The sequence below is a fragment of the Streptomyces sp. NPDC044984 genome (assembly GCF_040646935.1).
GTDB lineage: Bacteria > Actinomycetota > Actinomycetes > Streptomycetales > Streptomycetaceae > Streptomyces.
In genome coordinates this window covers 62,354-88,674 of the sequence record NZ_JBEZBE010000009.1, presented here as the reverse complement: position 1 = coordinate 88,674, position 26,321 = coordinate 62,354, and the positions used below count along the sequence as shown (strand labels likewise).

Genomic DNA, 26,321 nt, shown 5'->3' with positions numbered 1-26,321 from the left:
ACGGCTCCCCGCCCCGGTGCGTCTTCCCCCGTACGCGCCGGGGCGGGGTTTTTGTGACCGGGTTTCCGGAAACGGCTTTGTTCCGTTCGGAAACAATTTACTCTCGGTTCTGTCCATGGGGCGGGCGACCGGCGGCCCGATCGCCCGGGGCCGGTTAGGCTCGGACTCGCAAGACCCTCCGGGGTCCTGCCCACCCGCGTCACATCCAAGAAGGAGATGCTCGTGCCGTCCATCGACGTCGTCGTAGCCCGGGAAATCCTGGACTCCCGAGGCAACCCCACGGTCGAGGTCGAGGTCGGCCTCGACGACGGCAGCACGGGTCGTGCCGCCGTCCCGTCCGGCGCCTCCACCGGCGCCTTTGAGGCCATCGAACTCCGTGACGGCGATGCCAACCGTTACCTGGGCAAGGGTGTCGAGAAGGCCGTCCTGGCCGTCATCGAGCAGATCGGCCCGGAGCTCGTCGGCTACGACGCCACCGAGCAGCGCCTGATCGACCAGGCGATGTTCGACCTGGACGCCACCGACAACAAGGGCTCGCTCGGCGCCAACGCCATCCTCGGCGTCTCGCTCGCCGTCGCCCACGCCGCCTCCGAGGCCAGCGACCTCCCGCTCTTCCGCTACCTGGGCGGCCCCAACGCGCACCTGCTGCCGGTGCCGATGATGAACATCCTGAACGGCGGCTCGCACGCCGACTCCAACGTGGACATCCAGGAGTTCATGATCGCCCCGATCGGCGCGGAGTCCTTCTCCGAGGCCCTGCGCTGGGGCGCCGAGGTCTACCACACCCTGAAGAAGGTCCTGAAGAGCAAGGGCCTGGCCACCGGCCTCGGCGACGAGGGCGGCTTCGCCCCGAACCTCGGCTCCAACCGCGAGGCCCTCGACCTCATCCTCGAGGCGATCAAGGAGGCCGGCTACACCCCCGGCGAGCAGATCGCCCTCGCGCTCGACGTCGCCGCGTCCGAGTTCTACAAGGACGGCTCCTACACCTTCGAGGGCAAGGAGCGCTCCGCCGCCGAGATGACCGAGTACTACGCCGAGCTCGTCGACGCGTACCCGCTCGTCTCCATCGAGGACCCGCTGTTCGAGGACGACTGGGAGGGCTGGAAGACCATCACCGCCAAGCTCGGTGACAAGGTCCAGCTCGTCGGCGACGACCTGTTCGTCACCAACCCCGAGCGCCTCGCCCGCGGCATCGAGGAGGGTGCCGCCAACGCCCTGCTGGTCAAGGTCAACCAGATCGGCTCGCTGACCGAGACCCTGGACGCCGTCGAGCTGGCCCAGCGCAACGGCTTCAAGTGCATGATGTCCCACCGCTCCGGCGAGACCGAGGACGTCACCATCGCCGACCTGGCCGTCGCCACCAACTGCGGCCAGATCAAGACCGGCGCCCCGGCCCGCTCCGAGCGCGTCGCCAAGTACAACCAGCTGCTGCGCATCGAGGAGATCCTCGACGACGCCGCGGTGTACGCCGGCCGCAGCGCGTTCCCCCGCTTCAAGGGCTGAGCGCCGCTCCTGTAGGCGGCGTCGTACGTACGTCCCCGTACCCGGTCCCGTACCGTGTGCGGGGACGTACGCACGTATGAAGGTGAACGAAGGCGAACCGGAGGCGGAACATGGCGGTCAAGGACCGGGACCGTTTCTCCACCGCGACCAGGATCCGGCTGATCGGTGAGCAGACCGCGGCCCGGGTCTACCGTTCGCAGACCAAGCGCCAGGCCCGCCGCTCCCGGCTGACCGGCCGGGCCGCGCTGCTCGCCCTGGTGGTCTGCTCCCTGATCGTCGCCCTCGCCTATCCCATGCGGCAGTACGTCTCCCAGCGCGCGGACATCGCCGACCTCCGGCAGGAGCAGGAGGAGACCCGCCAGCGGGTCGAACGGCTGCGCGACATGAAGGCGCGCTGGCAGGACGACGCGTACGCCGAGCAGGAGATCCGCAGGCGGCTGCACTACGTCATGCCCGGCGAGACCGGCTACATCGTCATCGACCCGGGTGCGGCGGACAAGTCCCGCACGGATCTCGAAGCCGCCGACCGCCCCTGGTACGCGAACGTCTGGGACGGCGTCGACAAGGCCGACGCCGCCGCCGACCAGTGACCCTTTGCAGAAAGCCGTAGAAAGACAGTATGGAAACGCCCCCGCCCACGACCCCGCGCACCGAGCCCACCGACGCGGACGTCGAGGCCTTCAAGCAGCAGCTCGGGCGGCCCCCGCGCGGGCTGCGCGCCATCGCGCACCGTTGCCCCTGCGGGCAGCCGGACGTCGTGGAGACCGCGCCGAGGCTGCCCGACGGCACCCCCTTCCCGACGCTCTACTACCTCACCTGCCCGAAGGCGAACTCCGCGATCGGCACGCTGGAGGCGAACGGCGTGATGAAGGAGATGACGGAGCGGCTGGCCACCGACCCCGAGCTGGCGGCCGCGTACCGCGCGGCGCACGAGGACTACATCCGGCGCCGCGACGAGATCGAGGAGCTGAAGAACTTCCCCAGCGCGGGCGGCATGCCGGACCGCGTGAAGTGCCTGCACGTGCTGGTCGCCCACTCGCTGGCCGCGGGCCCCGGGGTCAACCCGCTGGGTGACGAGGCGCTGGCGATGCTGCCCCAGTGGTGGCGCAAGGGCGCCTGCGTGACGCTTCCCGTGAAGGAGGAGGACCGGTGACCCGAGTCGCCGCCGTCGACTGCGGTACGAACTCCATCCGGCTGCTGGTGGCCGACGCGGACCCGGACACGGGCGAACTGACGGACCTGGACCGCCGTATGACGATCGTCCGGCTCGGTCAGGGCGTCGACCGTACGGGCCGACTGGCGCCCGAGGCGCTGGAGCGGACGTTCGCCGCCTGCCGCGAGTACGCGGAGATCATCAAGGAGCACGGCGCGGAGCAGCTGCGCTTCGTCGCCACCTCCGCCTCCCGCGACGCCGAGAACCGCGACGAGTTCGTGCGCGGGGTGCTGGACATCCTGGGCGTGGAGCCCGAGGTCATCACCGGTGACCAGGAGGCCGAGTTCTCCTTCACCGGGGCCACCAGGGAGCTGACGGGCCGGACCGACCTGCACCGCCCGTTCCTGGTCGTGGACATCGGCGGCGGCTCGACCGAGTTCGTCATCGGTGACGACCACGTCCGCGCCGCCCGCTCCGTGGACGTCGGATGCGTACGGATGACCGAGCGGCACCTGGTGCGGGACGGGGCCGTGACGGACCCGCCGGCCGAGGAGCAGATCGCGGCGATGCGCGTCGACATCGAGGCCGCCCTCGACCACGCCGAGGAGACGGTCCCGTTGCGCGAGGCGCACACCCTGGTCGGCCTGGCGGGCTCGGTCACGACCGTGTCGGCGATCGCCCAGGACCTCCCCGAGTACGACTCCGAGGCCATCCACCACTCCCGGGTCTCCCGCGACCGCGTCCGCGAGATCACCGAGTGGCTGCTGCGGTCCACCCATGCCGAGCGCGCGGCGGTGCCCTCCATGCATCCGGGCCGGGTCGACGTGATCGGCGCCGGGGCCCTGGTCCTCCTGGCCATCATGGAGCGGATCGGTGCGGAGGAGGTCGTGGTGTCGGAGCACGACATCCTCGACGGCATCGCCTGGTCCATCGCCTAGCCCCCTCTCTCCGCTGATCAGGAGCACTCCGCTGAGCGGTCGGGACGGCGTTTGAGCGGCCTCCGGGGGGCCTTTCGGGCCCTTCGGCGGGGCCCCGCCGGGAAAGTTCGTGAAGTTCTTCACAAGGAATTGGCCCCGGGAGGACGAAGAACTCAACCCAGTTGACCCATTCGGGCCCTCAACACCCCTTTGAACACGTTCAGAAGGTGGTGGCGGGTGCCTTGCCGGGGGTCACCGCGAAGGCTCGCGGGTCGGCCTCACATCGCCCGTCGGCGGGCAGAGAGGCAGCTCACGCGGCATTGACAACGTCCCGCGCGGGGTGTCGGTTCCCACTTCGCGCTGTGATCTGGATCAAGAAGCCGGGGATGGTAACACAGGCCCTCTCGAAGCTTGTGAAGGGGCGCACGAGGTACCCCCCGGGGGCGGGTGGATACTCGATGGCATGAGCACCACGGAGCGTCCCAGGATCCTCGTAGTAGGCGGTGGGTACGTAGGCCTGTACGCAGCTCGGCGCATCCAGAAGAAGATGCGTTACGGCGAGGCGACCGTCACCGTCGTCGACCCGCGGTCGTACATGACCTACCAGCCCTTCCTTCCCGAAGCCGCCGCCGGCAGCATCTCCCCCCGGCACGTCGTCGTCCCGCTGCGACGCGTGCTGCCCAAGGCGGAGGTCCTCACCGGTCGGGTCACCAGCATCGACCAGGACCGCAAGGTCGCGCACGTAGCCCCGCTGGTCGGCGAGGCGTACGAGCTGCCTTTCGACTACCTGGTGATCGCGCTCGGCGCGGTCTCCCGCACCTTCCCGATCCCCGGCCTCGCCGAGCAGGGCATCGGCATGAAGGGCATCGAAGAGGCCATCGGCCTGCGCAACCACGTCCTCGAACAGCTGGACAAGGCCGACTCCACCACGGACGAGGAGATCCGGCGCAAGGCGCTCACCTTCGTCTTCGTGGGTGGTGGCTTCGCCGGCGCGGAGACCATCGGCGAGGTCGAGGACATGGCCCGCGACGCCGCCAAGTACTACAAGAGCGTGTCCCGCGAGGACATGCGCTTCATCCTCGTCGACGCCGCAGACAAGATCCTCCCCGAGGTGGGTCCCAAGCTCGGCAAGTACGGCAAGGAGCACCTCGAGGGCCGCGGCGTCGAGGTCTACCTGTCCACGTCGATGGACTCCTGCGTCGACGGCCACGTGGTCCTGAAGAACGGACTCGAGGTCGACTCCAACACGATCGTGTGGACGGCGGGCGTCAAGCCCAACCCGGCGCTGGCCCGCTTCGGCCTGCCGCTCGGTCCGCGCGGACACGTCGACACCGAGCCGACCCTCCAGGTCAAGGGCACGGACTACATCTGGGCCGCGGGTGACAACGCCCAGGTGCCGGACCTCGTGGGCCGCAAGGCCGGCAACGAGAACGCCTGGTGCCCGCCGAACGCCCAGCACGCGCTGCGCCAGGCCAAGGTCCTCGGCGACAACGTGATCTCCGGGATGCGGGGCTTCCCGCAGAAGGAGTACAGCCACGCCAACAAGGGCGCGGTGGCGGGCCTCGGCCTGCACAAGGGCGTCGCGATGATCGTCTTCGGCAAGATGAAGATCAAGCTCAAGGGCCGGCTCGCCTGGTACATGCACCGTGGCTACCACGGCATGGCCATGCCGACCTGGAACCGCAAGATCCGCGTCTTCGCGGACTGGACCCTCGGCATGTTCCTCAAGCGCGAGGTCGTGTCCCTGGGCGCGATCGAGTCGCCGCGCGACGAGTTCTACGAGGCGGCGAAGCCGGCGCCCGCGCCTGCGGCGGCCCAGCAGGAACCGAAGAAGACCGAGGCGAAGGCCTCCTGACCCCCGGTCACCGAATCGCCCGAAGGGGCCGCCCGCCATCCGTGGTGCGGGCGGCCCCTTCGGCGTTCCCGAGGGGACGTTCCCATCCGCCGGGCCGGGTGGGCGGGCGGTGCCCGGAACTCCGGGGCGGAGCCCCCGAGGAGCAGTCCCGGCACGCGATCCGGCGTTTCGCCCGGAGACGACGCGCGCCGGGACTGCCAACCCGCTTCCCAGGTGTTTACGTGGTGACGGCATTCCGGGATTCCCCGTCACGGAGGTGTACACCATGGCAGACGCCGCCTCTCGGCTGAAAGGTCACATCGAACAGCTGATCGGCACCCCCCTCCCCGTCCGCGTCCGCGCCTGGGACGGATCCCAGGCCGGCCCTCCGGACGCCCCGGCCCTGGTCGTACGCAACCGCCGGGCCCTGCGCCACCTGCTCTTCAAGCCGGGCGAACTCGGCCTCGCCCGCGCCTGGGTGGCCGGCGACCTCGCCGTCGAGGGCGACCTCTACACCGCCCTCGACCGCATCGCCGGCCTCGTCTGGGAGCGCGGCGAGGACGCCCGTACCCTCACCCAGGCCCTGCGCGACCCCGCCTTCCGCTCCACCGCCCGCGGACTGATCGCCCTCGCGGGCCTCCCGCTGCCGCCCGCCCCGCCCCGCGAGGAGGCCCGCCGCCCCCGCCGCGGCCTGCACACCAGGCACAGCGACCGGCGCGCCGTCAGCCACCACTACGACGTCGGCAACGACTTCTACGAGATCGTCCTCGGCCCGTCCATGGTGTACTCCTGCGCCTACTGGCCCGCCCCGCCCCCGCGGGGCACCCTCGAACAGGCCCAGCACGACAAACTCGAACTCGTCGCCCGCAAGCTCGCCCTGGAACCCGGCCGGCGCCTGCTGGACGTCGGCTGCGGCTGGGGCTCCATGGCCGTCCACGCCGCCCGCGACCACGGCGTGGACGTCGTCGGCGTCACCCTCTCCCACGAACAGGCCGCCTACGCCCGCAAGCGCGTCGCCGACGAGGGCCTGACCGACCGCGTCGAGATCCGCGTCCAGGACTACCGCGACGTCACGGACGGCCCGTACGACGCCGTCTCCTCCATCGGCATGGCCGAACACGTCGGATCCGAGCGCTACCTGGAGTACGCCACCGCCCTGCACCGGCTCCTCAAGCCGGGCGGACGGCTGCTGAACCACCAGATCGCGCGCCGCCCGCAGCGGGACGAGACGTCGTACCGGGTGGACTCCTTCATCGACGCCTACGTCTTCCCCGACGGCGAACTCGCCCCGCTGGGCACCACGGTGTCCCTGCTGGAACGTTCCGGTTTCGAGGTGCGCGACGTCGAGTCGATCCGCGAGCACTACGCGCTCACCCTGCGCCGCTGGGTGGCGAACCTGGAGGCGGACTGGGCCCGCGCGGTGTCGCTCGCCGGCCCGGGACGGGCCCGCGTCTGGCTGCTGTACATGGCCGCGTCCGCCCTCGCCTTCGAACGCAACCGCATCGGCGTCAACCAGGTCCTCGCCGTCAGAACCCCCGAGTCCGGCGCCTCCGCCCTCCCCCTGCGCGCCCGCACCTGGAACTGACCCGCACGCGACGACGGGCCCCGCTCCACCCGGAACGGGGCCCGCGTCACGGCCGATGCGGTGACTCCTACTCGGCCTTGATCGCCTGCAGCATGTTCAGCCGGGCCGCCCGCCGCGCCGGCCACAGCGCCGCCAGCACACCCACCACCGCGGCCAGCAGCAGGAAGATCCCCATCCGGGCCCACGGCAGGACCAGTTCGTACGTCGCCATACTCGAGCCCACCAGCTCACCGGCCGCCCAGCCGAAGAAGACGCCCAGACCGAGGCCGAGCACCGCGCCGAACAGCGAGATCACCAGGGACTCCAGCCGGACCATCCGCTTGATGCCCGTGCGGTCCAGGCCGATCGCCCGCAGCATGCCGATCTCCTGGGAGCGCTCGAACACCGACATCGCCAGGGTGTTGATCACGCCGAGGACCGCCACGATCACCGCCATCGCCAGCAGGCCGTAGACCATGTTCAGGATCAGGGTGAACATCTTCGCGATCTCGTTGGAGAGGTCCTGCTTGTCCTGGACCTTGATCGCGGGGTTGCTGCCGAGGGCCTTCTCCAGGGAGTCCTTCACCGCGTCGGACGTACCGTCGGCGGTCTTCACCATGACCATCATGTCGGCCGGTTCCTCCTCGTGCGGATCGAGGGTCGCGGTGTCGATCATGATGCCGCTCATCATCTCGTTGGCCTGATAGATGCCGGAGACCGTGAGCTTCTGCTTCTCGTCGTCCTCGTAGACGATGGTGAAGTCCGAACCGGCCTTCCAGCCGTACGACTTCGCGGTGTCCTCGTCCACGACGACCCGCGTGCCGCCGACCTCGAAGGCGCCCTGCACCACCGTGAACTCGGTCAGCTCGCCGAACGTGGCGCCGTTCACGCCGGTCAGGTACTCGTCCTCGCCGTCGACGAGGGCGTACGCGTTGCGCATCGGGCTGGTGGCGGTGACGCCACCGGACCGCTTCAGCTCCTTCTCGACGTCCGGCGACAGCGGGTGCCCGTTCGCCATGGACACCATGTAGTCCGCCTCGATCGCGGAGGCCGCCATCTCGTCGATGGACTTCTGCAGGCTGCCGGCCATCACCGTCATCCCGGTGATCAGGGTGAGCCCGATCATCAGCGCGGACGCGGTGGCGGCGGTACGGCGCGGGTTGCGCACCGAGTTCTGCCGGGCCAGCTTCCCGGAGACCCCGAAGACGCGCAGCACCGGGGCCGCGGCGGCGATCAGCGGGCGGGACAGCAGCGGGGTCAGGACGAAGACGCCGATGATCAGCAGTACGGCGCCGAGCCCCATGGGGGCCTGGCCGTCGGTGCCGTCCATCGTCGTGGCCGCGAGGACCACCGCGACACCGGCCGCCGAGAACAGCGCGCCCAGCGTGTTGCGCAGCACCAGCGACTTGGTGGTCGCCTGGGCGTGCACCGAGCTCATCGCCGCCACCGGCGGGATCTTCGCGGCCCGGCGGCCGGGCAGCCACGCGGCGAACATGGTCACCAGGATGCCGACCGCGAACGCGGAGGCCACCGTGCCGGGAGTGATCACCAGGGGCCCGTCGGGCATGGGTGCGTCCAGCGTCCCCATCAGGGAGCGCAGACCCGCGCCGATGCCGACGCCCGCGACGAGTCCGACGACGGCGGCGACCGCGCCGACCACGAACGCCTCGATCAGCACCGACCGCGTGACCTGGCGCCGGGAGGCGCCGACCGCGCGCATCAGGGCCAGTTCCTTGGTGCGCTGGGCGACCAGCATGGTGAAGGTGTTGGCGATGATGAACGTACCGACGAACAGCGAGATGCCGGCGAACACCAGCAGACCCTGCTTCAGACCGCTCATCGAGGAGGCGATCGCCTCGGCCTGGTCGTCGGCGAGCTGCGTGCCCGTCGTGGTCTCCACGACGTCGGAGGGCAGCGCCTTCTCCAGCTGGGCCCGCAGTTCGGTGTCGCTGACGCCGTCCTTCGCCTTGACGGCGATCTCGTCGAAGGTGCCCGCCTTGCCGAACAGCTTCTGCGCGCTCGCCGTGTCGAACAGCGTGAGGCTGCCGCCGGCCGCGACATTGCCGTCGTCGGTGGTGAAGACGCCGGTGATCACCGGCTCCAGGACGGGACCGTCGACCGACATCCTGACCTTGTCACCGACCTCGTAGCCGGCCCGCTTCGCGGTCTCGGAGTCGATGAGGATCTCGCCCTCGCCCTTCGGCGCGCGTCCGCTGACCAGCGGGTACCGGGGGTCCTTGGTGCCCCAGTAGTTGCCGCCCTGCGACTGGAAGCCGTCGCCGAGCAGCTTGCCGTCCTTGTCGGCGATCGCGGTGAAGCCCTGGACGGTGCCGATGGCCCGCGCGGCGCCGGGCACGGCGGCGCTGTCGTCGACCAGGGCGCGGGTCAGCTCCGGGTACTCGCCGGCCTTGTCGCCCTCGGCCTCCTTCCACTTGGGGGTGACGGCTACGTCGACGTGGTCGAAGCCCTTGGCGGACTGCTTCTGCAGGGCGTCGGAGAGGCTGTTGGTGAAGACCAGGGTTCCCGACACGAAGGCCACGCCGAGCATCACGGCGAGCACGGTCATCAGGAGCCGGGCCTTGTGCGCGGTGACATTGCGCAAGGCGGTACGGAACATGGGAGTCTTCTCGAGTCCAGACGTACGAGGGGGCGGGGGCGGGCGGAGACGCGCGGGGCGGGGTGTCAGCTGGTGCGGCCCTTGGCGTCGAACCGCTTCATGCGGTCGAGCACCGAGTCGGCCGTCGGCCCGTGCACCTCGTCCACGATCCGGCCGTCCGCGAGGAAGACCACCCGGTCCGCGTAGGCGGCGGCCACCGGGTCGTGGGTCACCATGACCACGGTCTGTCCCAGCTCGCGCACGGAGTTGCGCAGGAAGCCGAGCACCTCGGCGCCGGAGCGGGAGTCGAGGTTTCCGGTGGGCTCGTCGCCGAAGATGATGTCCGGCTTGGACGCCAGCGCCCGCGCCACGGCGACCCGCTGCTGCTGACCGCCGGACAGCTGCGAGGGCCGGTGGCTCAGCCGGTCCGAAAGACCCACCATCCGGATCACGGTGTCCAGCCACTCCTTGTCCGGCTTGCGGCCCGCGATGTCCATCGGAAGGGTGATGTTCTCCAGCGCGGACAGCGTCGGGAGCAGGTTGAACGCCTGGAAGATGAAGCCGATCTTGTCCCGGCGCAGCCTGGTCAGCTGCTTGTCCTTCAGCGAGCCCAGCTCGGTCTCACCGATCCGCACGGAACCGGAGGAGAAGGTGTCGAGGCCGGCCACGCAGTGCATCAGCGTGGACTTGCCGGACCCGGACGGGCCCATGATCGCGGTGAACTCGGCCTGCTGGAAGGCGACGGAGACCCGGTCCAGGGCGACCACCCGGGTCTCGCCCTGGCCGTAGGTCTTCGAAAGCTCCGTGGCGCGCGCGGCCACGGCGGTGGTCCGGTCGGCGAGGGATGCGGTGGTCACGGGATGGACGCTCCTGTCGGGACGACGTGTTCTCGGGGGACGCCGTCCATCGTTCCGCCGCTTCACCGCCGTGTAGTCACCCGCTGCTCCGGTTCCGGAGGGGGACTCGGGAGGGACCACCGGGCGCGGTGTCATACCTGGGGATGACGGCGGGCCCTGAGCCGGGGGCGCGCGGAACAGGTGGAGCACCCCTGTTCCGACGGTGAAATTCCGTCATTCCACGTGCATGACGGAGCGTCACACGCAAGGCTGTTGGCACGTGCTGACGGCGAGTTCCAAGGTCTGATGCACCCTCAGGCGCCAATAAAATAAGACAAGATCGGTCTCTCCCGCCGCTGGCCGCGGGAGGGCCACCGATAGGCTCGGAACCGCGAAGCGGAGCCCACGGCCTGCCCGGATGGTGGAATGCAGACACGGCGAGCTTAAACCTCGCTGCCCCTGAGCGGGCGTGCCGGTTCGAGTCCGGCTCCGGGCACCACCACGTATGCCGCTCCCGTGCGACGACCGCCCCGCGAGGGCCCGGCCGGGAACCCGGCACTCCCGGCAGTCGATCATCACCCGCGCCCCCTCGGTGACGGACGCTCCCGTGCGATCGCGGGTGCGCGTACTCGGGTGGTCCGGGGAGGCCGGGCGGGAGCCCGTGTGAGGGCCGGTGCGCATCCCGCCGCCCGGGCCCGCTCCCCGGCCCGCTCCCGGGCCCCGGGTCACCGCGCGGTCGTCCGGTCGGGTGACCGGAGCCGCCGCGGGTACCGGACGGGTACCGGCCCGGTACCGGTCCGGTCATGGTTCGGGTCCTGGGCGTGAAGGGAATCACCCGGCCGCGTAGCGTGTTGCGCAGCACAACGAGGGAAAGATCCTCCCCAAGCATTAGGGTCATTCCTTTGCCTACCTATTACTCTTGAGCCAAGGCCGCGCTGTGTGGCCATGGAGGAGTGAAATGAGGAGCAGTAACCCGGTCTTCTCGCGACGGGGGTTCGGCCGCGACAACGGCTACGCGGGCTTCAACACCGCGCCGCAGGCCGGGGGTCCCGCTGTCGCCACGCAGGCCAACCCGTACGCGCAGCCGACGGGCAACCCGTACGCCCAGAACCCCTACGCGCAGCAGGACCTGCAGTACGGCGCACCGCCGCAGGCCCCGGCCACCACCGGCCGGATGACCATCGACGACGTCGTCATGCGCACGGGCACCACGCTCGGCGTGCTCATCGTCACCGCGGCGCTCTCCTGGGCGCTGCTGCCGGTCGACGACGCCAACATCAGCCGGTCCTACGGCATCGGCATCGGCGCCGCGCTGATCGGCATGGTCCTGGCGCTCGTGCAGTCCTTCAAGCGCAAGCCCACGCCCGCGCTGATCCTGACGTACGCCGCGTTCGAGGGCGTCTTCCTCGGCGTCATCTCCAGCATCGTCGACAACCGCATCGCCGACGGCGCGGCCATGCAGGCCGTGATCGGCACCATGGCGGTCTTCGCCGGTGTGCTGGTGGCCTACAAGGCCGGCTGGATCCGCGTCAACCGCCGCTTCTACGGCTTCGTGATGGCGGCCGCGCTCGGCTTCATCCTGCTGATGGCCGTGAACCTGCTGTTCGCGGTGTTCGGCGGCGGTGACGGCCTCGGCTTCCGCAGCGGCGCGCTCGGCGTCGTCTTCGGCGTCATCGGCATCATCCTCGGTGCCTGCTTCCTCGCCCTGGACTTCAAGCAGGTCGAGGACGGCATCGCCTACGGTGCCCCGCGCGAGGAGGCCTGGCTCGCCGCCTTCGGCCTCACGCTGACGCTGGTGTGGATCTACATGGAGTTCCTGCGGCTCATCTCGATCCTCAACAGCAGCGACTAGTACTGACCAGTACGCCGGCGCTGCCGGCGACACGGACAAGGGCCCCGGGTTCCCACCCGGGGCCCTTCGTCGTGCCGGCGCGCGTCAGAGCAGTTTGCGCGCGGCCCTCCTCAGGTCGTACTCGTGGACGATCGCCTTGGCGTGGCCGTACGCCAGGTCGTACTCGTGCCGGAGCCAGCTGACCTTCTCCTCGAAGCGGAAGAGCGCCGGGCCTTCTTCGACGGCGCGCAGCCAGTCGGAGATCTCACGACCGGTGCAGTGGGGGATGCGGGCGAGCATGTTGCGGTGGGTCTCTGCGGAGAAGACTTGGGACATCGGCGCCTCCGGACGCATGGGGTGTGAGCCGGTCCTTCAGGTCACCGTGCCTGAGCGTTCGCCCGTTGGCAACAGTCCCGCCGCGCCGCGTACGCTCGCCGCGTGGTTGATACGACGCCCTTCACCCGTGCCGTGGATCATTTCGCCGACCGCCTGCGGGCCGCGCCGCAGAGCAGGCTGCAGCGGGGCGGGGCCGCCGAGGCGCTCGCCCTGGCCAGGGAGTTGGCGCGGCGCACCCAGCTCGTCGAGGAGCCGGGCACCGATCCCCGCGAGATGCCCGACGCCGGGATGTTCGCCGCCGCCGACCAGATCACCGTCGCCGGCCACGACCTGGCGCTCGTACTGAAGAACGAGGACGAGGTACGGGAGGCCGTACGACTGGTGGAGGAGGCGCGCGAGCGCGCCGGGGTCTAGCCGGCCCGGAGTCGGTCCGGAGCCGGCCCGGGTCAGAGGGACGCGATGACGCGGTCCGCCAGGATGTAGACGTTCTCCTCACCGCAGGAGAACGTCAGCGTGTACGCCCCCGAGATGCCGGAACCGCCCAGCAGGAACGGGGTCTCGCCCGCGCGCAGGGCCGCTGCCAGACGCTCCGCGGTCTCGCGGTGGCCCGGCGTCATGCACAGCGTCGTCCCGTCGGCGAAGACGTAGACGTCGAGGGTGCCCAGCGGGCCCGGACGGACGTCGGTCAGCTCGGTCCGGTCGGCGGCCAGCTCCTCCAGGGCGGCCACCGTGCGCTCGTGGTCGTTCACGACCGGCGAGGGGTTCGGCACGAAGTCCGGGTGCGAGGGGTGACGGCGGCGGGCCGCGGCCAGCTCCGGGGAGTCCCCGGAGTGCTCCTCGGCCTCCGCGCCCGGCTCGCTCACCGGCTCCAGGCCCGCGAAATCGGCCTGCCGGGGCAGGAACAGCTCACTGTCGGCCAGACCCAGCAGGGACGGCGCGTCGGACGCGTCACGCGCCTCCTGGGCGGCCCAGAAGGCCCGCGCCTCGGCGAGCTCGCGCTCCCGCTCCTCGGCGAGCGCCTCCGCCACGGCGGCGCGTATCTCGTCGGTGCCGGCCGTGCGGGCGGGGGGAACGTGCGCGCGCGTGGTCGGGGCGCCGTTCTCGGCCAGCGCGGTGTGCAGGGCCGCGACCTGTCGGCGCAGCACCATGATGCTGCGCAGGACGGCGACGCCCACGGCGCCGGTGGCGGCCGTGGTGATCAGCAGGGCGATCGGCATGGCGCTCACTGACGTACTCCCGGTTCAAAGTCGACCCCCGACTTCCTACATCAGCTTGAAGGGCGGACTAACCATCTGTCAGTGCGTAACGTCACGAAACGGACAGGTCTTTGGTGGTGAGCCCGAAAGGGGCCCGGTCCTGACCTGCGTGAATCCCTGCGGCGAGGGAGATAGGTCACATCCTGGGGGAGATTGGATCACGAAACGACCCGGACCCCCGGAGCTTCCGGGGGCCCTGGCCCTGGCCTCACCGACCGTACCGCGACGGCTACGGGGAGCCCGTGGTACGGGGGTCAGCTGAGGCGCTCGATGACCATCGCCATGCCCTGGCCGCCGCCGACGCACATCGTCTCCAGGCCGAACTGCTTGTCGTGGAACTGGAGGGAGTTGATCAGCGTGCCGGTGATGCGGGCGCCGGTCATGCCGAAGGGGTGGCCGACGGCGATGGCGCCGCCGTTGACGTTCAGCTTCTCCAGCGGGATGCCGAGGTCGCGGTAGGAGGGGATCACCTGGGCGGCGAACGCCTCGTTGATCTCGACCAGGTCGATGTCGTCGATGGTGAGGCCGGCGCGGCCCAGTGCCTGCTTGCTCGCCTCGACCGGGCCGAGGCCCATGATCTCGGGGGAGAGGCCGGAGACGCCGGTGGAGACGATCCTGGCGAGCGGGGTGAGGCCGAGCTCGCGGGCCTTGGTGTCGCTCATGATGACGAGCGCGGCGGCGCCGTCGTTGAGCGGGCAGCAGTTGCCGGCGGTGACCAGGCCGTCGGGGCGGAAGACCGGCTTGAGGCCCTGGACGCCCTCCATGGTGACGCCGGCGCGGGGGCCGTCGTCCTTGCCGACCACCGTGCCGTCGGGGAGGGTCACCGGGGTGATCTCGCGCTCCCAGAAGCCGTTCTTGATGGCCTCCTCGGCGAGGTTCTGCGAGCGGACGCCGAACTCGTCCATGTCCTGGCGGGTGACGCCCTTGAGCCGGGCCAGGTTCTCCGCGGTCTGGCCCATCGCGATGTACGGGTCGGGCACCAGGCCGTCCTCGCGCGGGTCGTGCCAGGTGGAGCCCTCCGACTCGGCGACGGCGGCGGTACGGGCCTCGGCCTCGGCGAACAGCGGGTTGCGGGTGTCCGGGAGGCTGTCGGAGTTGCCCTTGGCGAAGCGGGAGACCGTCTCGACGCCGGCCGAGATGAACACGTCGCCCTCACCGGCCTTGATGGCGTGCAGGGCCATGCGGGAGGTCTGCAGCGAGGACGAGCAGTAGCGGGTGATGGTGCAGCCGGGGAGGTGGTCCATCCCCATCTGCACGGCGACCACGCGGCCGAGGTTGTTGCCCTGCTCGCCACCGGGAAGACCGCAGCCGAGCATCAGGTCGTCGATGTCCCTCGGGTCCAGCTCGGGGACCTTGGCGAGGGCGGCCTGGATGATCGTGGCGGTCAGGTCGTCCGGGCGCAGGTCCTTCAGGGAGCCCTTGAAGGCGCGGCCGATGGGGGAGCGGGCGGCTGAGACGATCACGGCTTCGGGCATCACGGCTCCAGGGGTGAGGGGCGGCGGGAGGGCATACCGGTTGGTTGGTGCGGGACTTCTTGGGAAGTTACCCGGACGTATGGGCGGGGTCACGACTGACGCGATGTGACATGGACCGCAACTGTCTAAGCGCTTGCTTGGGTGAACCGCGGTCACGGGCAGCCGCGCCGCTCACTCCGCCCACCGCGGGCAGTCGTGCTGCTCACTCCGCTCACCGCGGGCAGTCGTGCTGCTCACTCCGCTCGCCCCACCCACCGCGGGCAGCCGTGCCGTACGCCCCGCCCACCGCGGGCAGTCGTGCCGTACGCCCCGCCCACCGCGGGCAGTCGTGCCGCAGGGCGGCACGGGTGGGCGCGACGGCACCCCGTGAGCGCCGGGCTGCGCGACACCCCCCGGCCCGCACCGGCACCGCTGACCGGTGAGGGCCGGGTGCCGTGTCACTCGCCGGCGCTTGCCGGGTGCCGCTGCGCCCACCCGTGCCGCCCCAGCGGCACGACTGCCCGCAGCTGCGTCGGTGTGGCACGACTGCCCGCGGCTGCGTCGGTGTGGCACGACTGCCCGCGGCTGCGTCGGTGTGGCACGACTGCCCGCGGCTGCGGCGGTGTGGCGTGCGCGGCCGCCGCTACGACGGCTGGGTCGAAGGTTCCGGCTCCGCCTCCGTGACCCTGCGGCGCCGGCGGCGTTTCAAGAGGGCCCACCGCCCCCGCGCACCCGCCGGCATCGCCGCGGTGACCTCCGTGCCCGCCTCCGACGCCGCCTCCGCCGCCGCCCGGGCCACCGGCAGGAACCCCTCGCGGCGGGCGGCGTCCGGACGCTCCTCCTCCGCCGGCCACAGCCCCAGCGCCGCGCACACCGTCGGCAGCACCGCCATCGCGGCGGTGGCGTACCCCTCCGCCGAGGGGTGATAGCTGTCCGGCCCGAACAGCTCGCGCGGGTTCGCCGCGAACTCGGGCCCCAGCAGATCGCCCAGCGACACCGTGCGCCCGCCCTGCTCGACGGCCCCGATCGTCTGCGCCGCCGCCAGCTGCCGCGAGGCCCGGCGGGCCAGCCAGCGCAGCGGCTGCCACACCGGCTCGATCGTGCCGAGGTCGGGGCAGGTGCCGACGACCACCTCCGCACCGGCCGTCCGCAGCCGTCGTACCGCCGAGGACAGGTGGCGCACGGACTGGGTGGGCGGCATGCGATGGGTGACGTCGTTGGCGCCGACCATGATCACGCAGACGTCCGGCACCCGGGACGGGTCCGCCAGCGCCTGCGTCACCTGCCGGTCCAGGTCGTCGGAACAGGCCCCGGGCGCCGCGACCGTGCTCAGTCCCACCGGACGTTCCGCGAGCGCCGCGAGACCCGACGCCAGCAGCGCGCCCGGCGTCTGTCCGGCCCGGCGCACGCCCTGCCCGGCCGCCGTGGAGTCGCCCAGCATCGTCAGCCGCAGCGCCGGTTCGCCCGGCACCGTGTACGCCGCCCCGTACAGCCCGTCCGCGTTCGGCACGTGAGGCGTCGTGCCGTTGCCCACGCGGCGCCGTGCCAGCTGGGCCTCGGCCATCAGGAGTCCCACGGTGGCCGCCCCGGCCAGACCGATGCCCCCGCCGCCGTACGCCGCGCCGGCCGCGATCCGCCGGGCCACCCTCGCCCTCGACAAGCCCGTCATGCCTCGCCGCCACCTCCTCGAACCCGTACACCCAGTGCTTGCCCCGCACGGACCGTGCTCCAATCCTCACGGCGGGTGAACGACCCGGCCGGGTTCGGACCGGCGAGGGCCTAGGCTGGCATCACCACTACGACCACACCTTTTGCAGCATCCGGAGACAACGGTGCAATTCCACGACTCGATGATCAGCCTCGTCGGCAACACCCCGCTGGTGCGGCTCAACAGCGTGACCAAGGGCATCAGGGCGACCGTCCTGGCCAAGGTGGAGTACTTCAACCCGGGCGGTTCCGTGAAGGACCGCATCGCCCTGCGCATGATCGAGGCGGCGGAGCGGAGCGGGGAGCTCAGGCCCGGAGGCACCATCGTCGAACCGACCAGCGGCAACACCGGGGTCGGGCTCGCCATCGTGGCCCAGCAGAAGGGCTACAAGTGCATCTTCGTCTGCCCGGACAAGGTGTCCACGGACAAGATCAACGTACTGCGGGCCTACGGTGCCGAGGTCGTCGTCTGCCCGACCGCCGTGGCGCCCGAGCACCCCGACTCCTACTACAACGTCTCCGACCGGCTGGTGCGCGAGACGCCGGGGGCCTGGAAGCCGGACCAGTACTCCAACCCCCACAACCCGCTCTCCCACTACCACTCCACCGGCCCGGAGCTGTGGGAGCAGACGGAAGGGAAGATCACCCACTTCGTGGCCGGCGTCGGCACCGGCGGCACCATCTCCGGGACCGGGCGCTACCTGAAGGAGGTCAGCGACGGCGGCGTGAAGGTGATCGGCGCCGACCCCGAGGGCTCCGTGTACTCCGGCGGCTCCGGGCGGCCGTACCTGGTGGAGGGCGTCGGCGAGGACTTCTGGCCGACCGCGTACGACCGTGGGATCGCGGACGAGATCGTCGCCGTCTCCGACAAGGACTCCTTCCAGATGACCCGGCGCCTGGCCAAGGAGGAGGGCCTGCTGGTCGGCGGCTCCTGCGGCATGGCGGTCGTGGCGGCGCTGGAGGTGGCCTCGCGGCTCGGTGAGGACGACGTGGTCGTCGTCCTGCTGCCGGACAGCGGCCGCGGCTACCTCAGCAAGATCTTCAACGACGAGTGGATGGCCGACTACGGCTTCCTGGAGGACGCCGGCCCCAGCGCCCGCGTCGGCGACGTCCTGAGCGACAAGGAGGGCGGCCACATCCCCTCCCTCGTCCACATGCACCCCGACGAGACGATCGGCCAGGCCATCGAGGTGCTGCGTGAGTACGGCGTCTCGCAGATGCCGGTGGTCAAGCCGGGCGCCGGTCACCCGGACGTGATGGCCGCCGAGGTCGTCGGCTCGGTGGTGGAGCGGGAGCTGCTGGACGCGCTGTTCAGCAAGAGCGCCTCGCTCGACGACCCGCTGGAGAAGCACATGTCCGCGCCGCTGCCGCAGGTCGGCTCCGGTGAGCCCGTCGCGGACCTGATGGCCGTCCTGGGCGAGGCGGACGCGGCGATCGTCCTCGTCGAGGGCAAGCCGACCGGTGTGGTCAGCCGCCAGGACCTGCTGTCCTTCCTCGCCAGGACCGGGAAGTGACGGCCCGTTGGGTGAAGTGACGGACCGTCGGACGAAGTGACGGACCGTCGGGTGAAGTGACGGTGGACCCGCCGTGAACGGCGGGGTGCCGACGCGATGACGATCTTCGTGGACTTCGCGGAAGTGGTACGAGCGTGTCACGTCCGCGCAGCACTCGCTTAACACGGGTCCGGCAGATTGGTGGGTGTCGGCGGAACGGGAGCGGCTCCCCGTTCCGGCCGGCGACCGAACGGCGTCGAAGGACCTCCGGAGCGGCTCCCGGACCTCCATGGACGCCTCGGACGCGCGGCCTGCCTCAACGGGCGCGCGTCCCCCGCGGGGACCGCCGTCGTCCCGCCCCCCGGTGACGGGGGTGCGGCGGTCCCCGCGCAGACGGTCTCAGTCCTCCCAGCCGTCGTCGCGGGAGGCCTTGCGGCGGCCGAACAGGCCCGGGTTGGTCCGGGCGGCCTGGACGACGTTGACGCCGACGATGCCCAGCCAGGCGACCACCAGACCGGGCAGATGGCCCACACCCCCGCCGATGGCGGACAGCGGCACCGCCAGGACCAGCGAGACGATCCCGAAGCCGAAGCGCTCGCCCCAGGTGTCCGTGGCCCTCGGCGACCGCGAGTCCCGGGCCGCCGTCATCTGCTGCTCGGCGAACTGCCGGCGCACCCGGCGCTCCACCGCGCCGTCGATGCGCTGGTCGACCTTCTCCAGGAACGAGTCGACCAGCGCGGACTCGTACTCCTCGCCCAGCTCCCTGCGGGCCTGCAGGGAGGCGTCGAGTTCCTTCTTCAGCTCGGTGTCCCGCGCGTCCATTCCGGTCATGCGTCCCACGGTAGGGAGGCGGAAGGCCGGTGGCACTGGGGGTAACCCCCCACTCGGTCTCGGGTTCGCCGCGCCGCTACTTCTTGCACATCTTCTCGTCGGCCCGGGACTGCTTGACGTCGACCTTCTTCGGCGGGGTGATGGAGACGCCGGCCTTCGTGAAGTCGGGGCCGAGGGTGAGCGTCATCGGGGTCGTCGCGTCGGCGTCCGTCGTGCCGGGCTTCATGGCCGAGGCGGGCAGGCCCATCAGGTCGGCGAGCTTGCGGGCCTGACCGGCCTGGTTCGGGGCGTACTCCAGCCGGGTCTTGTCGACGTCGGCCGGGGCGTTGCCCCTGTTGGTGGACCTGGCCACGCCCTCGCTGGTCTGCAGCCAGACGAGGGTGTCCTGCGCGGCGCCCCCCGGGCCGCCGCCGTTGAAGACGTCGACGCTGATCTCGGACGCCTCCGCCCGGGTGCCCTCCAGCAGCTCGGCCTGCTTGTCCTTGGCGTCCTTCTCCTTCTTCTTCACCTCGGTGAGGGAGACGTCGCTCTGCAGCATGCTGAAGAGCTTCGGGGCCTCGACCGGGTGCAGTACGACGGTGACGGGCGTGGGCTCGGCCGGATTGTCGACCACCGGCAGGGTCATCAGGGTGATGTTCTTCAGGTCGATCTTGCCGAGTTCCCTGGCGAGGGTGAGCAGCTTGTTGGGGCTGCCTATGCCCTTGTCCACGGTGAGGGACTTGGTGGCCGCGTCGGCGACGTCGAGCATCTTCGACGGGCTGTCCAGCGTGTCCTCCTTCAGCTGGCGCAGCATCGACGCGACGAACTTCTGCTGCATCTCGATCCGGTCCAGGTCGCTCTCGTTCTTCAGCCCGTGCCGGTTGCGGAGGAAGGAGAGCGCGTCCTCGCCCTCGATGGTGCTCTCCCCTTCCGGCAGGTCGAGGCCGGAGCCGCCGTCCAGGTCCTTGATGGGCTTCTCCAGGCACACCTTGACGCCGCCGACCGCGGTGGACAGCGTCTTGACCGCGTTGAAGTCGAACATCATGAAGTGGTCGAGCTCGAGGCCGGTGATCTCCTCGACGGTGAGCATGGTGCAGCCCGGATCGCGGCCGTTCACCCCGTAGGACTCGTTGAACTTGGTGGCGACCGTCGAGCCGGGGATCTTTTTGGTGGAACCGTCGGACTGTCTGGACTCGCAGTCCGGGATCTTGATCATCAGGTCGCGGGGGATGCTCACCACGGTCGCGTTGGTGCGGTCCTCGGCCACGTGGAAGAGGAGCGTGGTGTCGGCGTGGCCGGTGACGTTGGTCCGGTTGCCGTAGGCCTCGTTGCCCTCGCCGGTGCGGACGTCGTTGCCGATGACCAGGAGGTTGACCGGTCCGTCCGCCATGGCCTCGTCGCTGCCCACGTCACCGATGTCGACGGTGTTGATGTTGCCGTAGAGGCGGTCGTACCAGTAGTACGCGAACGCCGAACCGCCCACGAGGACCAGGCCGAGGGCGCCCCCCGTCCACATCAGCGCCTTCTTCTTGCCGCTCCTCTTCTGCTTGCGCTTGCGGCTGCCGGGGGCGGGCGTGTCCTCCGTGGCGGGCGCGGCGCGGCGACCGCGCTGGCCGGGGACGCGGGCGGGCGCGGTGGAGCCGGGGCCGGGGCGTGGGGCACTGCGGGGACGGGGCGTTCTCGGCTGCTCCGCAGAATCGTTCAGCCGCAGTTCGTATTCACCGGTCCCCGGGTTGAGTACCCACTGGTCGGCAGGATCGGTTCCGTCCGCCTGCCCACGACTCTGCGCGTCCACGCCTCTACCAGTCCTCCGTCGGGTGCCACATGGGTCGCCTGCGCCTCAAGACGCTCTATTGTTCGACGAGTTACGCTATCCGGCCCGTTCGGGATGCGGTGACGTCGTAACAAAATCGTCGAGTTCCGGATCTGTCGCCGAAACGGGCACAGTGTGCGATCCCCGCCCATCGCGACGCGTGGTCGGCGCGGCCTCGCGTGCCCCTGTATAACGGTATGCAGGGATTTCGATGAGTGAATAGGTCGAGGCGTCGAGGGAGAGTCAGGTCATGAGCGGCACCGAGAGCCCCGCCGCGCGCCTCCAGGCGCTCTTCGAGGGGCACCGGCTGACGCCGACCCAGCGGCGCATCGCGCACAGCATGGTGCGGCGCGCCGCCGACGTGCCGTTCCTGTCCAGCGTGGAGCTGGCCGAGCTGGCCGGGGTCAGCCAGCCGTCCGTGACCCGGTTCGCCGTCGCCCTCGGCTTCGACGGCTATCCCGCCCTGCGGCGGCATCTGCGCGAGGTCGCGCCCGCCGAACCGGCACCGGAATCCGGCTCGTACAACGCGTACCAGCAGGCCGTCGAGGCCGAGATCGAGAACCTGCGGCACCTGGCGGAGGTGCTGGCCGACCCCCGGCCGGTGCGGCAGGCGGGCCGGGTGCTGGCCGGGAGCCGGCCGCTGCCCGTGCTGGGGCTGCGGGCCGCGGCGGCCCAGGCGCACGGGTTCGCCTACTTCGCCGCCAAGGTCCATCCGGACGTACGGCTGCTCAACGAGGGCGGCACGATGCTCCACGACCGGATCGACGCCGCCGCGCGGGCCGGGGCGAGTGCCCTGCTGTGCTTCGCGCTGCCCCGGCACCCCCGCGAGGTCGTCGACGCCCTCGACCGTGCCAAGGAGACGGGGCTGACCGTGGTCACCGTCGCCGACTCCCCGTTCGCGCCGGTCGCCAAGGTGTCCGACCTGCTGCTGCCCGCCGCCGTCGGTACCGGGCTGGCCTTCGACACGGCGTGCGCGCCGATGCTGCTGGGCCGGGCGCTGCTGGAGGCGATGTGCGACGACCTGCCCGACGCGCAGGCGCGGCTGGAAGAGTTCGACGCGAAGGCGGCGGCGCGCGGGCTGTTCGTGGACTGACGGCCCGCGGGACGGCGGGGGCGGTTCGCCCGTCTTCTCAGACTCGTCTCACCTTGCGCCGCTAACCTCCCGTCTCCCACTGACGTGAGAGACGGGAGGCCGGACATGACACGTGGAGGACAGGGGCTGGCCCGGGTGGCGGTCGTCGTGCGGGCGGGGGCCGCGCCACTGTGGTGGCTGGGGGTCGTCGCGGCGGGCGCCGGGGCACTGGTGCCGGGACTGACCGGGCGCCGGATCGGGGTACTGGCGGGTGCCGCGCTGTTCCTCGTGGCGGCGGCCGTCGTGGCGTACGGGCGGCGGGGGCGGTACCGCGCGTCGGCCCGTTCGGCGGTCCGGGCGGGCCGGCACGACGTGCTCCAGGACCGGGCGGTGACCGTCCGCAACTGGCGTCGCGGGCACCGCTGGTGGCTGCTGCTCGCCTTCCTCGCCGCGCTGGGCACGGAGTTCGCGGTGCCCGCGGCCGGTGGCCTGCTGCTCGCCGGGTGCGGGGCGGGCCTGTGGCTGAAGGCGGCCTGGATCGGGCGCCTGGAGCGGGCGGACGAGGTCCTGCTGTGGGTGCGCGTCGACTGGCTCCGCGCGGGAGCGGGGCGGCCTGCGGGCAAGGCGGTCAAGGGGTACCGGACGACCGGTGTCGCGGCGGGTGACGCGGCGCCCGGGGGCGCCCGTCGCCGGGCGCCGGCCCTCGTCTGAGGGGTTCTCCGCGGGGGTGTCGTGGGTGATCGCGCCCGCGGGGCGGGGCCGCGGGCCGGCCCCGCCCGGCGCCCCTAGGGGAGCAGGGCGTCGGTGTGGGCGGCGCCCGCTTCGGCCACGATCTCCTCGAGCGTCTGGGGCGCGCGTACCGTCGCGAAGGTGACGCCTCCCGTGCCGTCCGGGGTGAAGCCGTGGACGCCGGGGCGGGGGAGCGAGTTGTAGGCGTAGTGGTGGGCGAAGTAGTACGCGCCCGTGTCCAGCGCCGCCGCGTAGTCGCCCTGTTCCAGCAGGGGCAGGGAATGCCCCTGGGCGAGCAGGTCGCCCGCGAAGCAGGCCGGTCCCGCCACGTCCTGCACGACCGCCGGGCCCTCCTTGGGCCGCCCCTTCGCGTCGTACGCGGCGATCCGCAGCGGCCACGACGCCGGCGCGTACACCGTCCGCGTCGCCACCTGCACGCCCGCGTGCGTCACCGCGACCGGGCGCCCGCCCGCGCTCTTGGCGTACTCCACGCGCGCGACCACCGTGCCGTGCTTGGCCAGCAGCGACCGGCCGAACTCGGTGACCAGCCCGTACCGCCCGTCGAACAGCCCCGGCACCGTCTCGCTCAGCAGCCGCGCGTACCGGCCGTACGTCGGTGTGCTCGCCTCGGAGGCGAAGTTCACCGGCAGTCCGCCGCCGATGTCGACGGTGTCGACCTGGTGCCGTCCGGCGCGCCGGTTGATCTCCTCCGCCAGTTCGTACGTCTGAGCGACCCCCCGCGCCATCAGCGTCAGCGCGATGCCCTGGGAACCGGTGTGCGCGTGCAGCCGGGTCAGCCACGGCCGGTCCAGGTACGCCCGTACGACCCACTCCCGCGCGCCCTCGTCGTGCAGCGCCACCCCGAACTTCGAGGTCGCCGTGGCCGTGGACAGCGCCTCGATGGAACCGCCGCCGACCTGCGGGTTCACCCGGATGCCGAGGGGGGAGCGGGAGCCGGATCCCGCCATCAGGGCGTCGAGGCGGGCCAGCTCCTGCGGGTTGTCCGCGTTGACGGCGATGCCCAGCGCGAGCGCCTCCCGCAGTTCGGCGGGTGTCTTGGCCGGTGAGTCGAGGACCGTCCGCTCGGGTTCCACCCCCGCCGCCCGCGCCAGCGCCAGCTCACCCGGGCTGGCCACCTCCGCGCCGACGCCCTCCGCGCGCAACAGCCGCAGCACCGGCACCAGCGGGCTCGCCTTCACCGCGAAGGCGTGCAGCACGGGCGTGCCGGGCGGCGTCACCGCCTCGAACGCCGTCCGCAGTTCGGCCGCCGACTCCCGGATGCCGGTCACGTCGAGCAGGGCCACCAAGGGGGTGCCGGCGTCGAGCAGCCCCTGCTCCACGGCGGCCCGTACCGCGGCGTCCCGCCGGGCCGCCCGCCCCTCGGCGTACGCGTCCACCTCGTCCGTCCGGCCGTCGTCGTGGGCCACCCCGTCCTCCGTCCCGTCCGCGTTCTCCGTGTCCGAGCGCATGCGTCCAGCCAAACATCCCCCGCACGGCCGCGCCGACCCGTCCCCGTCTTGACTAGTTCTATTCAGAACACGAGTATGTGAATATCTGTAGCAATCGTCCGCAGTACGGCAGCACAGGAGGCAGACCATGTCCGGACCCCGCACTGTCCGAGCACCGCGCGGCACCGAACCGAGCGCCCTGGGCTGGCAGCAGGAAGCCGCCCTGCGGATGCTGCAGAACAATCTCGACCCGGAGGTCGCCGAGCACCCCGACAAGCTCGTCGTCTACGGCGGCACGGGGAAGGCGGCCCGCGACTGGCGCTCCTTCGACGCCATGGTCCGCACGCTGAGGACCCTCAAGCAGGACGAGACGATGCTCGTCCAGTCCGGCCGCCCGGTCGGCGTCATGCAGACCCACGAGTGGGCACCGCGGGTCCTCATCGCCAACTCCAACCTCGTCGGCGACTGGGCCAACTGGGAGGAGTTCCGCCGCCTGGAGGCCCTCGGCCTGACCATGTACGGGCAGATGACCGCCGGCTCCTGGATCTACATCGGCACCCAGGGCATCCTCCAGGGCACCTACGAGACCTTCGCCGCCGTCGCCGCGAAGCTGCATTCAGTAGGCAAAGGGGTCGGCGGCACCCTCGCCGGAACCATCACGCTCACCGCCGGACTCGGCGGGATGGGCGGCGCCCAGCCGCTGGCCGTCACCATGAACGACGGCGTCGCGATCTGCGTCGACTGCGACCCCCGCGCGATCGACCGCCGCATCGAGCACCGGTACCTGGACGTGAAGGCGGACTCGCTCGACCACGCCCTGCGGCTGGCCGTCGAGGCCCGCGACGCCCGGCGCCCCCTGTCCATCGGGGTCCTCGGCAACGCCGCCGAGCTGGTGCCGCAGCTGCTCGCGATGGGCGCGCCCATCGACATCGTCACCGACCAGACCTCCGCCCACGACCCGCTGGCGTACCTCCCCGTCGGGATCGCCTTCGACGACATGGCGGACGCCGCGGCGAAGGACCCGGCCGGCTTCACCACCCGCGCGCGTGAGTCCATGGCCCGGCACGTCGAGGCGATGGTCGGCTTCCAGGACGCCGGCGCCGAGGTGTTCGACTACGGCAACTCCATCCGCGGTGAGGCGCAGCTCGCCGGGTACGACCGCGCGTTCGCCTTCCCGGGGTTCGTGCCGGCGTACATCCGGCCGCTGTTCTGCGAGGGCAAGGGGCCCTTCCGGTGGGCCGCGCTGTCGGGTGACCCCGCCGACATCGCCAAGACCGACAAGGCGGTTCTCGACCTCTTCCCGGAGAACGAGTCCCTGGCCCGGTGGATCAGGATGGCGGGGGAGCGCGTCCACTTCCAGGGCCTGCCCGCCCGCATCTGCTGGCTCGGCTACGGCGAGCGCGACAAGGCCGGCGAGCGCTTCAACGACATGGTCGCGAGCGGGGAGCTGGCCGCCCCGATCGTGATCGGGCGGGACCATCTCGACTGCGGTTCGGTGGCCTCCCCCTACCGGGAGACCGAGGCGATGCTGGACGGGTCCGACGCCATCGCCGACTGGCCGCTGCTGAACGCGATGGTGAACGTGGCCTCCGGGGCGTCGTGGGTGTCCCTCCACCACGGTGGGGGCGTCGGCATGGGGCGGTCGATCCACGCCGGGCAGGTGACGGTGGCCGACGGGACCGCGCTGGCCGGGGAGAAGATCCGGCGGGTGCTCACCAACGACCCCGGCATGGGCGTCGTCCGGCATGTCGACGCCGGGTACGACATCGCGGAGTCGGTGGCGGACGAGCGGGGTGTCCGCGTGCCGATGCGTGAGGGTGACCCGGCGTGAAGGACGGCAACTCCTCGGTGAAGGGCGGCAGCTCCTCGGTGGAGGCGGAGACGTCGTCGCCCGCGGGCCCGGGTGCGCCCGCCCTCCCCCACGGCCCGGACGGCACGGGAGGTTCCCCCGGTGCCCCGCGGAACGACC

General features: G+C 71.4%; 21 protein-coding genes and 1 tRNA gene. 13 read left to right on the top strand and 9 right to left on the bottom strand.

What is annotated here, in order from left to right:
- The first annotated feature begins 222 nt into the window (after positions 1–222).
- The 6 genes from eno to AB0A94_RS12415 all read left to right on the top strand — a co-directional run bounded on the left by eno (position 223) and on the right by AB0A94_RS12415 (position 6,992).
- Positions 223–1,503 (top strand): phosphopyruvate hydratase, encoded by a 1,281-nt coding sequence (gene eno / locus AB0A94_RS12440; RefSeq protein WP_217129820.1) that lies wholly within the window; start codon positions 223–225, stop codon positions 1,501–1,503.
- Positions 1,504–1,613: 110 nt separating this feature from the next.
- Positions 1,614–2,093, top strand: a complete 480-nt coding sequence (locus AB0A94_RS12435) for a septum formation initiator family protein (protein ID WP_361742839.1) — start codon at positions 1,614–1,616, stop codon at positions 2,091–2,093.
- A gap of 29 nt (positions 2,094–2,122) precedes the next feature.
- A complete protein-coding gene (locus AB0A94_RS12430; protein ID WP_361742836.1) occupies positions 2,123–2,656 on the top strand; it encodes a DUF501 domain-containing protein in 534 nt (177 codons plus the stop codon).
- Positions 2,653–3,594 carry a Ppx/GppA phosphatase family protein gene (locus AB0A94_RS12425; protein ID WP_361742833.1) on the top strand — a complete coding sequence of 314 codons (942 nt, stop codon included), beginning with the start codon at positions 2,653–2,655 and terminating at the stop codon, positions 3,592–3,594. Before AB0A94_RS12430 ends, AB0A94_RS12425 begins: the two co-directional genes overlap by 4 nt.
- 442 nt (positions 3,595–4,036) lie before the next feature.
- Entirely contained in the window at positions 4,037–5,428 is a 1,392-nt protein-coding gene (locus AB0A94_RS12420; RefSeq protein ID WP_361742830.1) for an NAD(P)/FAD-dependent oxidoreductase, read from the top strand.
- Positions 5,429–5,693: 265 nt separating this feature from the next.
- Positions 5,694–6,992 (top strand): cyclopropane-fatty-acyl-phospholipid synthase family protein, encoded by a 1,299-nt coding sequence (locus tag AB0A94_RS12415; protein WP_361742828.1) that lies wholly within the window; start codon positions 5,694–5,696, stop codon positions 6,990–6,992.
- Between the two features lie 67 nt (positions 6,993–7,059).
- Here AB0A94_RS12415 and AB0A94_RS12410 read toward each other — a convergent pair whose 3' ends face one another.
- Both AB0A94_RS12410 and AB0A94_RS12405 read right to left on the bottom strand, forming a co-directional pair.
- Entirely contained in the window at positions 7,060–9,588 is a 2,529-nt protein-coding gene (locus AB0A94_RS12410; protein WP_361742825.1) for an FtsX-like permease family protein, read from the bottom strand.
- 65 nt (positions 9,589–9,653) lie between these two features.
- A complete protein-coding gene (locus tag AB0A94_RS12405) occupies positions 9,654–10,424 on the bottom strand; it encodes an ABC transporter ATP-binding protein (RefSeq protein ID WP_361742822.1) in 771 nt (256 codons plus the stop codon).
- A 391-nt stretch (positions 10,425–10,815) separates the two neighbouring features.
- On the opposite strand from AB0A94_RS12405, the gene AB0A94_RS12400 reads away from it, so the two are divergent.
- A tRNA-Leu gene (locus tag AB0A94_RS12400) sits at positions 10,816–10,902 on the top strand.
- 459 nt (positions 10,903–11,361) lie between these two features.
- On the top strand, positions 11,362–12,255 hold the full coding sequence (locus AB0A94_RS12395) for a Bax inhibitor-1/YccA family protein (protein ID WP_361742819.1): 894 nt from the start codon (positions 11,362–11,364) through the stop codon (positions 12,253–12,255).
- Positions 12,256–12,339: 84 nt separating this feature from the next.
- Here AB0A94_RS12395 and AB0A94_RS12390 read toward each other — a convergent pair whose 3' ends face one another.
- Positions 12,340–12,570: a DUF4287 domain-containing protein gene (locus AB0A94_RS12390; RefSeq protein WP_361742816.1), complete on the bottom strand. Its 231-nt coding sequence runs from the start codon at positions 12,568–12,570 to the stop codon at positions 12,340–12,342.
- Between the two features lie 102 nt (positions 12,571–12,672).
- Between AB0A94_RS12390 and AB0A94_RS12385 the strand changes: the two genes are divergently transcribed.
- Positions 12,673–12,984 carry a hypothetical protein gene (locus AB0A94_RS12385; protein ID WP_361742813.1) on the top strand — a complete coding sequence of 104 codons (312 nt, stop codon included), beginning with the start codon at positions 12,673–12,675 and terminating at the stop codon, positions 12,982–12,984.
- Positions 12,985–13,016: 32 nt separating this feature from the next.
- On the opposite strand, the gene AB0A94_RS12380 is transcribed toward AB0A94_RS12385, so the two are convergent.
- From AB0A94_RS12380 to AB0A94_RS12370, 3 genes are all read right to left on the bottom strand, one after another.
- Positions 13,017–13,796: a hypothetical protein gene (locus tag AB0A94_RS12380; protein WP_361742810.1), complete on the bottom strand. Its 780-nt coding sequence runs from the start codon at positions 13,794–13,796 to the stop codon at positions 13,017–13,019.
- 284 nt (positions 13,797–14,080) lie between these two features.
- Positions 14,081–15,301: an acetyl-CoA C-acetyltransferase gene (locus tag AB0A94_RS12375; RefSeq protein ID WP_361742808.1), complete on the bottom strand. Its 1,221-nt coding sequence runs from the start codon at positions 15,299–15,301 to the stop codon at positions 14,081–14,083.
- A 622-nt stretch (positions 15,302–15,923) separates the two neighbouring features.
- Complete coding sequence (locus AB0A94_RS12370) at positions 15,924–16,949, bottom strand: SGNH/GDSL hydrolase family protein (protein WP_361742805.1); 1,026 nt, start codon at positions 16,947–16,949, stop codon at positions 15,924–15,926.
- Between the two features lie 163 nt (positions 16,950–17,112).
- On the opposite strand from AB0A94_RS12370, the gene AB0A94_RS12365 reads away from it, so the two are divergent.
- Positions 17,113–18,501 carry a cystathionine beta-synthase gene (locus AB0A94_RS12365; protein ID WP_361742802.1) on the top strand — a complete coding sequence of 463 codons (1,389 nt, stop codon included), beginning with the start codon at positions 17,113–17,115 and terminating at the stop codon, positions 18,499–18,501.
- A 378-nt stretch (positions 18,502–18,879) separates the two neighbouring features.
- Here the strand turns inward: AB0A94_RS12365 and AB0A94_RS12360 are convergent, their stop codons facing one another.
- Positions 18,880–19,302 carry a hypothetical protein gene (locus AB0A94_RS12360; protein WP_361743231.1) on the bottom strand — a complete coding sequence of 141 codons (423 nt, stop codon included), beginning with the start codon at positions 19,300–19,302 and terminating at the stop codon, positions 18,880–18,882.
- A gap of 85 nt (positions 19,303–19,387) precedes the next feature.
- Positions 19,388–21,085, bottom strand: a complete 1,698-nt coding sequence (locus tag AB0A94_RS12355; protein ID WP_361742799.1) for an LCP family protein — start codon at positions 21,083–21,085, stop codon at positions 19,388–19,390.
- 268 nt (positions 21,086–21,353) lie between these two features.
- On the opposite strand from AB0A94_RS12355, the gene AB0A94_RS12350 reads away from it, so the two are divergent.
- Together AB0A94_RS12350 and AB0A94_RS12345 are read left to right on the top strand one after the other, a co-directional pair.
- A complete protein-coding gene (locus tag AB0A94_RS12350; RefSeq protein WP_361742796.1) occupies positions 21,354–22,196 on the top strand; it encodes a MurR/RpiR family transcriptional regulator in 843 nt (280 codons plus the stop codon).
- 105 nt (positions 22,197–22,301) lie between these two features.
- Positions 22,302–22,886: a hypothetical protein gene (locus tag AB0A94_RS12345; RefSeq protein WP_361742793.1), complete on the top strand. Its 585-nt coding sequence runs from the start codon at positions 22,302–22,304 to the stop codon at positions 22,884–22,886.
- Between the two features lie 74 nt (positions 22,887–22,960).
- Here the strand turns inward: AB0A94_RS12345 and AB0A94_RS12340 are convergent, their stop codons facing one another.
- On the bottom strand, positions 22,961–24,373 hold the full coding sequence (locus tag AB0A94_RS12340; protein WP_361742791.1) for a diaminopimelate decarboxylase: 1,413 nt from the start codon (positions 24,371–24,373) through the stop codon (positions 22,961–22,963).
- 127 nt (positions 24,374–24,500) lie between these two features.
- On the opposite strand from AB0A94_RS12340, the gene hutU reads away from it, so the two are divergent.
- Positions 24,501–26,183, top strand: coding sequence for a urocanate hydratase (gene hutU, locus AB0A94_RS12335; RefSeq protein ID WP_361742788.1), 1,683 nt, complete (start codon positions 24,501–24,503; stop codon positions 26,181–26,183).
- The last annotated feature ends 138 nt before the right edge of the window (positions 26,184–26,321 follow it).

Bases quoted from the DNA above. Each gene is read 5' to 3' on its own strand.
- AB0A94_RS12435 (WP_361742839.1), top strand. From the start codon at position 1,614: ATGGCGGTCAAGGACCGGGACCGTTTCTCCACCGCGACCAGGATCCGG.
- AB0A94_RS12430 (WP_361742836.1), top strand. From the start codon at position 2,123: ATGGAAACGCCCCCGCCCACGACCCCGCGCACCGAGCCCACCGACGCG.
- AB0A94_RS12420 (WP_361742830.1), top strand. From the start codon at position 4,037: ATGAGCACCACGGAGCGTCCCAGGATCCTCGTAGTAGGCGGTGGGTAC.
- AB0A94_RS12415 (WP_361742828.1), top strand. From the start codon at position 5,694: ATGGCAGACGCCGCCTCTCGGCTGAAAGGTCACATCGAACAGCTGATC.
- AB0A94_RS12410 (WP_361742825.1), bottom strand. From the start codon at position 9,588: ATGTTCCGTACCGCCTTGCGCAATGTCACCGCGCACAAGGCCCGGCTC.
- AB0A94_RS12395 (WP_361742819.1), top strand. From the start codon at position 11,362: ATGAGGAGCAGTAACCCGGTCTTCTCGCGACGGGGGTTCGGCCGCGAC.
- AB0A94_RS12390 (WP_361742816.1), bottom strand. From the start codon at position 12,570: ATGTCCCAAGTCTTCTCCGCAGAGACCCACCGCAACATGCTCGCCCGC.
- AB0A94_RS12375 (WP_361742808.1), bottom strand. From the start codon at position 15,301: ATGCCCGAAGCCGTGATCGTCTCAGCCGCCCGCTCCCCCATCGGCCGC.
- AB0A94_RS12370 (WP_361742805.1), bottom strand. From the start codon at position 16,949: ATGACGGGCTTGTCGAGGGCGAGGGTGGCCCGGCGGATCGCGGCCGGC.
- AB0A94_RS12360 (WP_361743231.1), bottom strand. From the start codon at position 19,302: ATGGACGCGCGGGACACCGAGCTGAAGAAGGAACTCGACGCCTCCCTG.
- AB0A94_RS12350 (WP_361742796.1), top strand. From the start codon at position 21,354: ATGAGCGGCACCGAGAGCCCCGCCGCGCGCCTCCAGGCGCTCTTCGAG.
- AB0A94_RS12345 (WP_361742793.1), top strand. From the start codon at position 22,302: ATGACACGTGGAGGACAGGGGCTGGCCCGGGTGGCGGTCGTCGTGCGG.
- AB0A94_RS12340 (WP_361742791.1), bottom strand. From the start codon at position 24,373: ATGCGCTCGGACACGGAGAACGCGGACGGGACGGAGGACGGGGTGGCC.
- hutU (WP_361742788.1), top strand. From the start codon at position 24,501: ATGTCCGGACCCCGCACTGTCCGAGCACCGCGCGGCACCGAACCGAGC.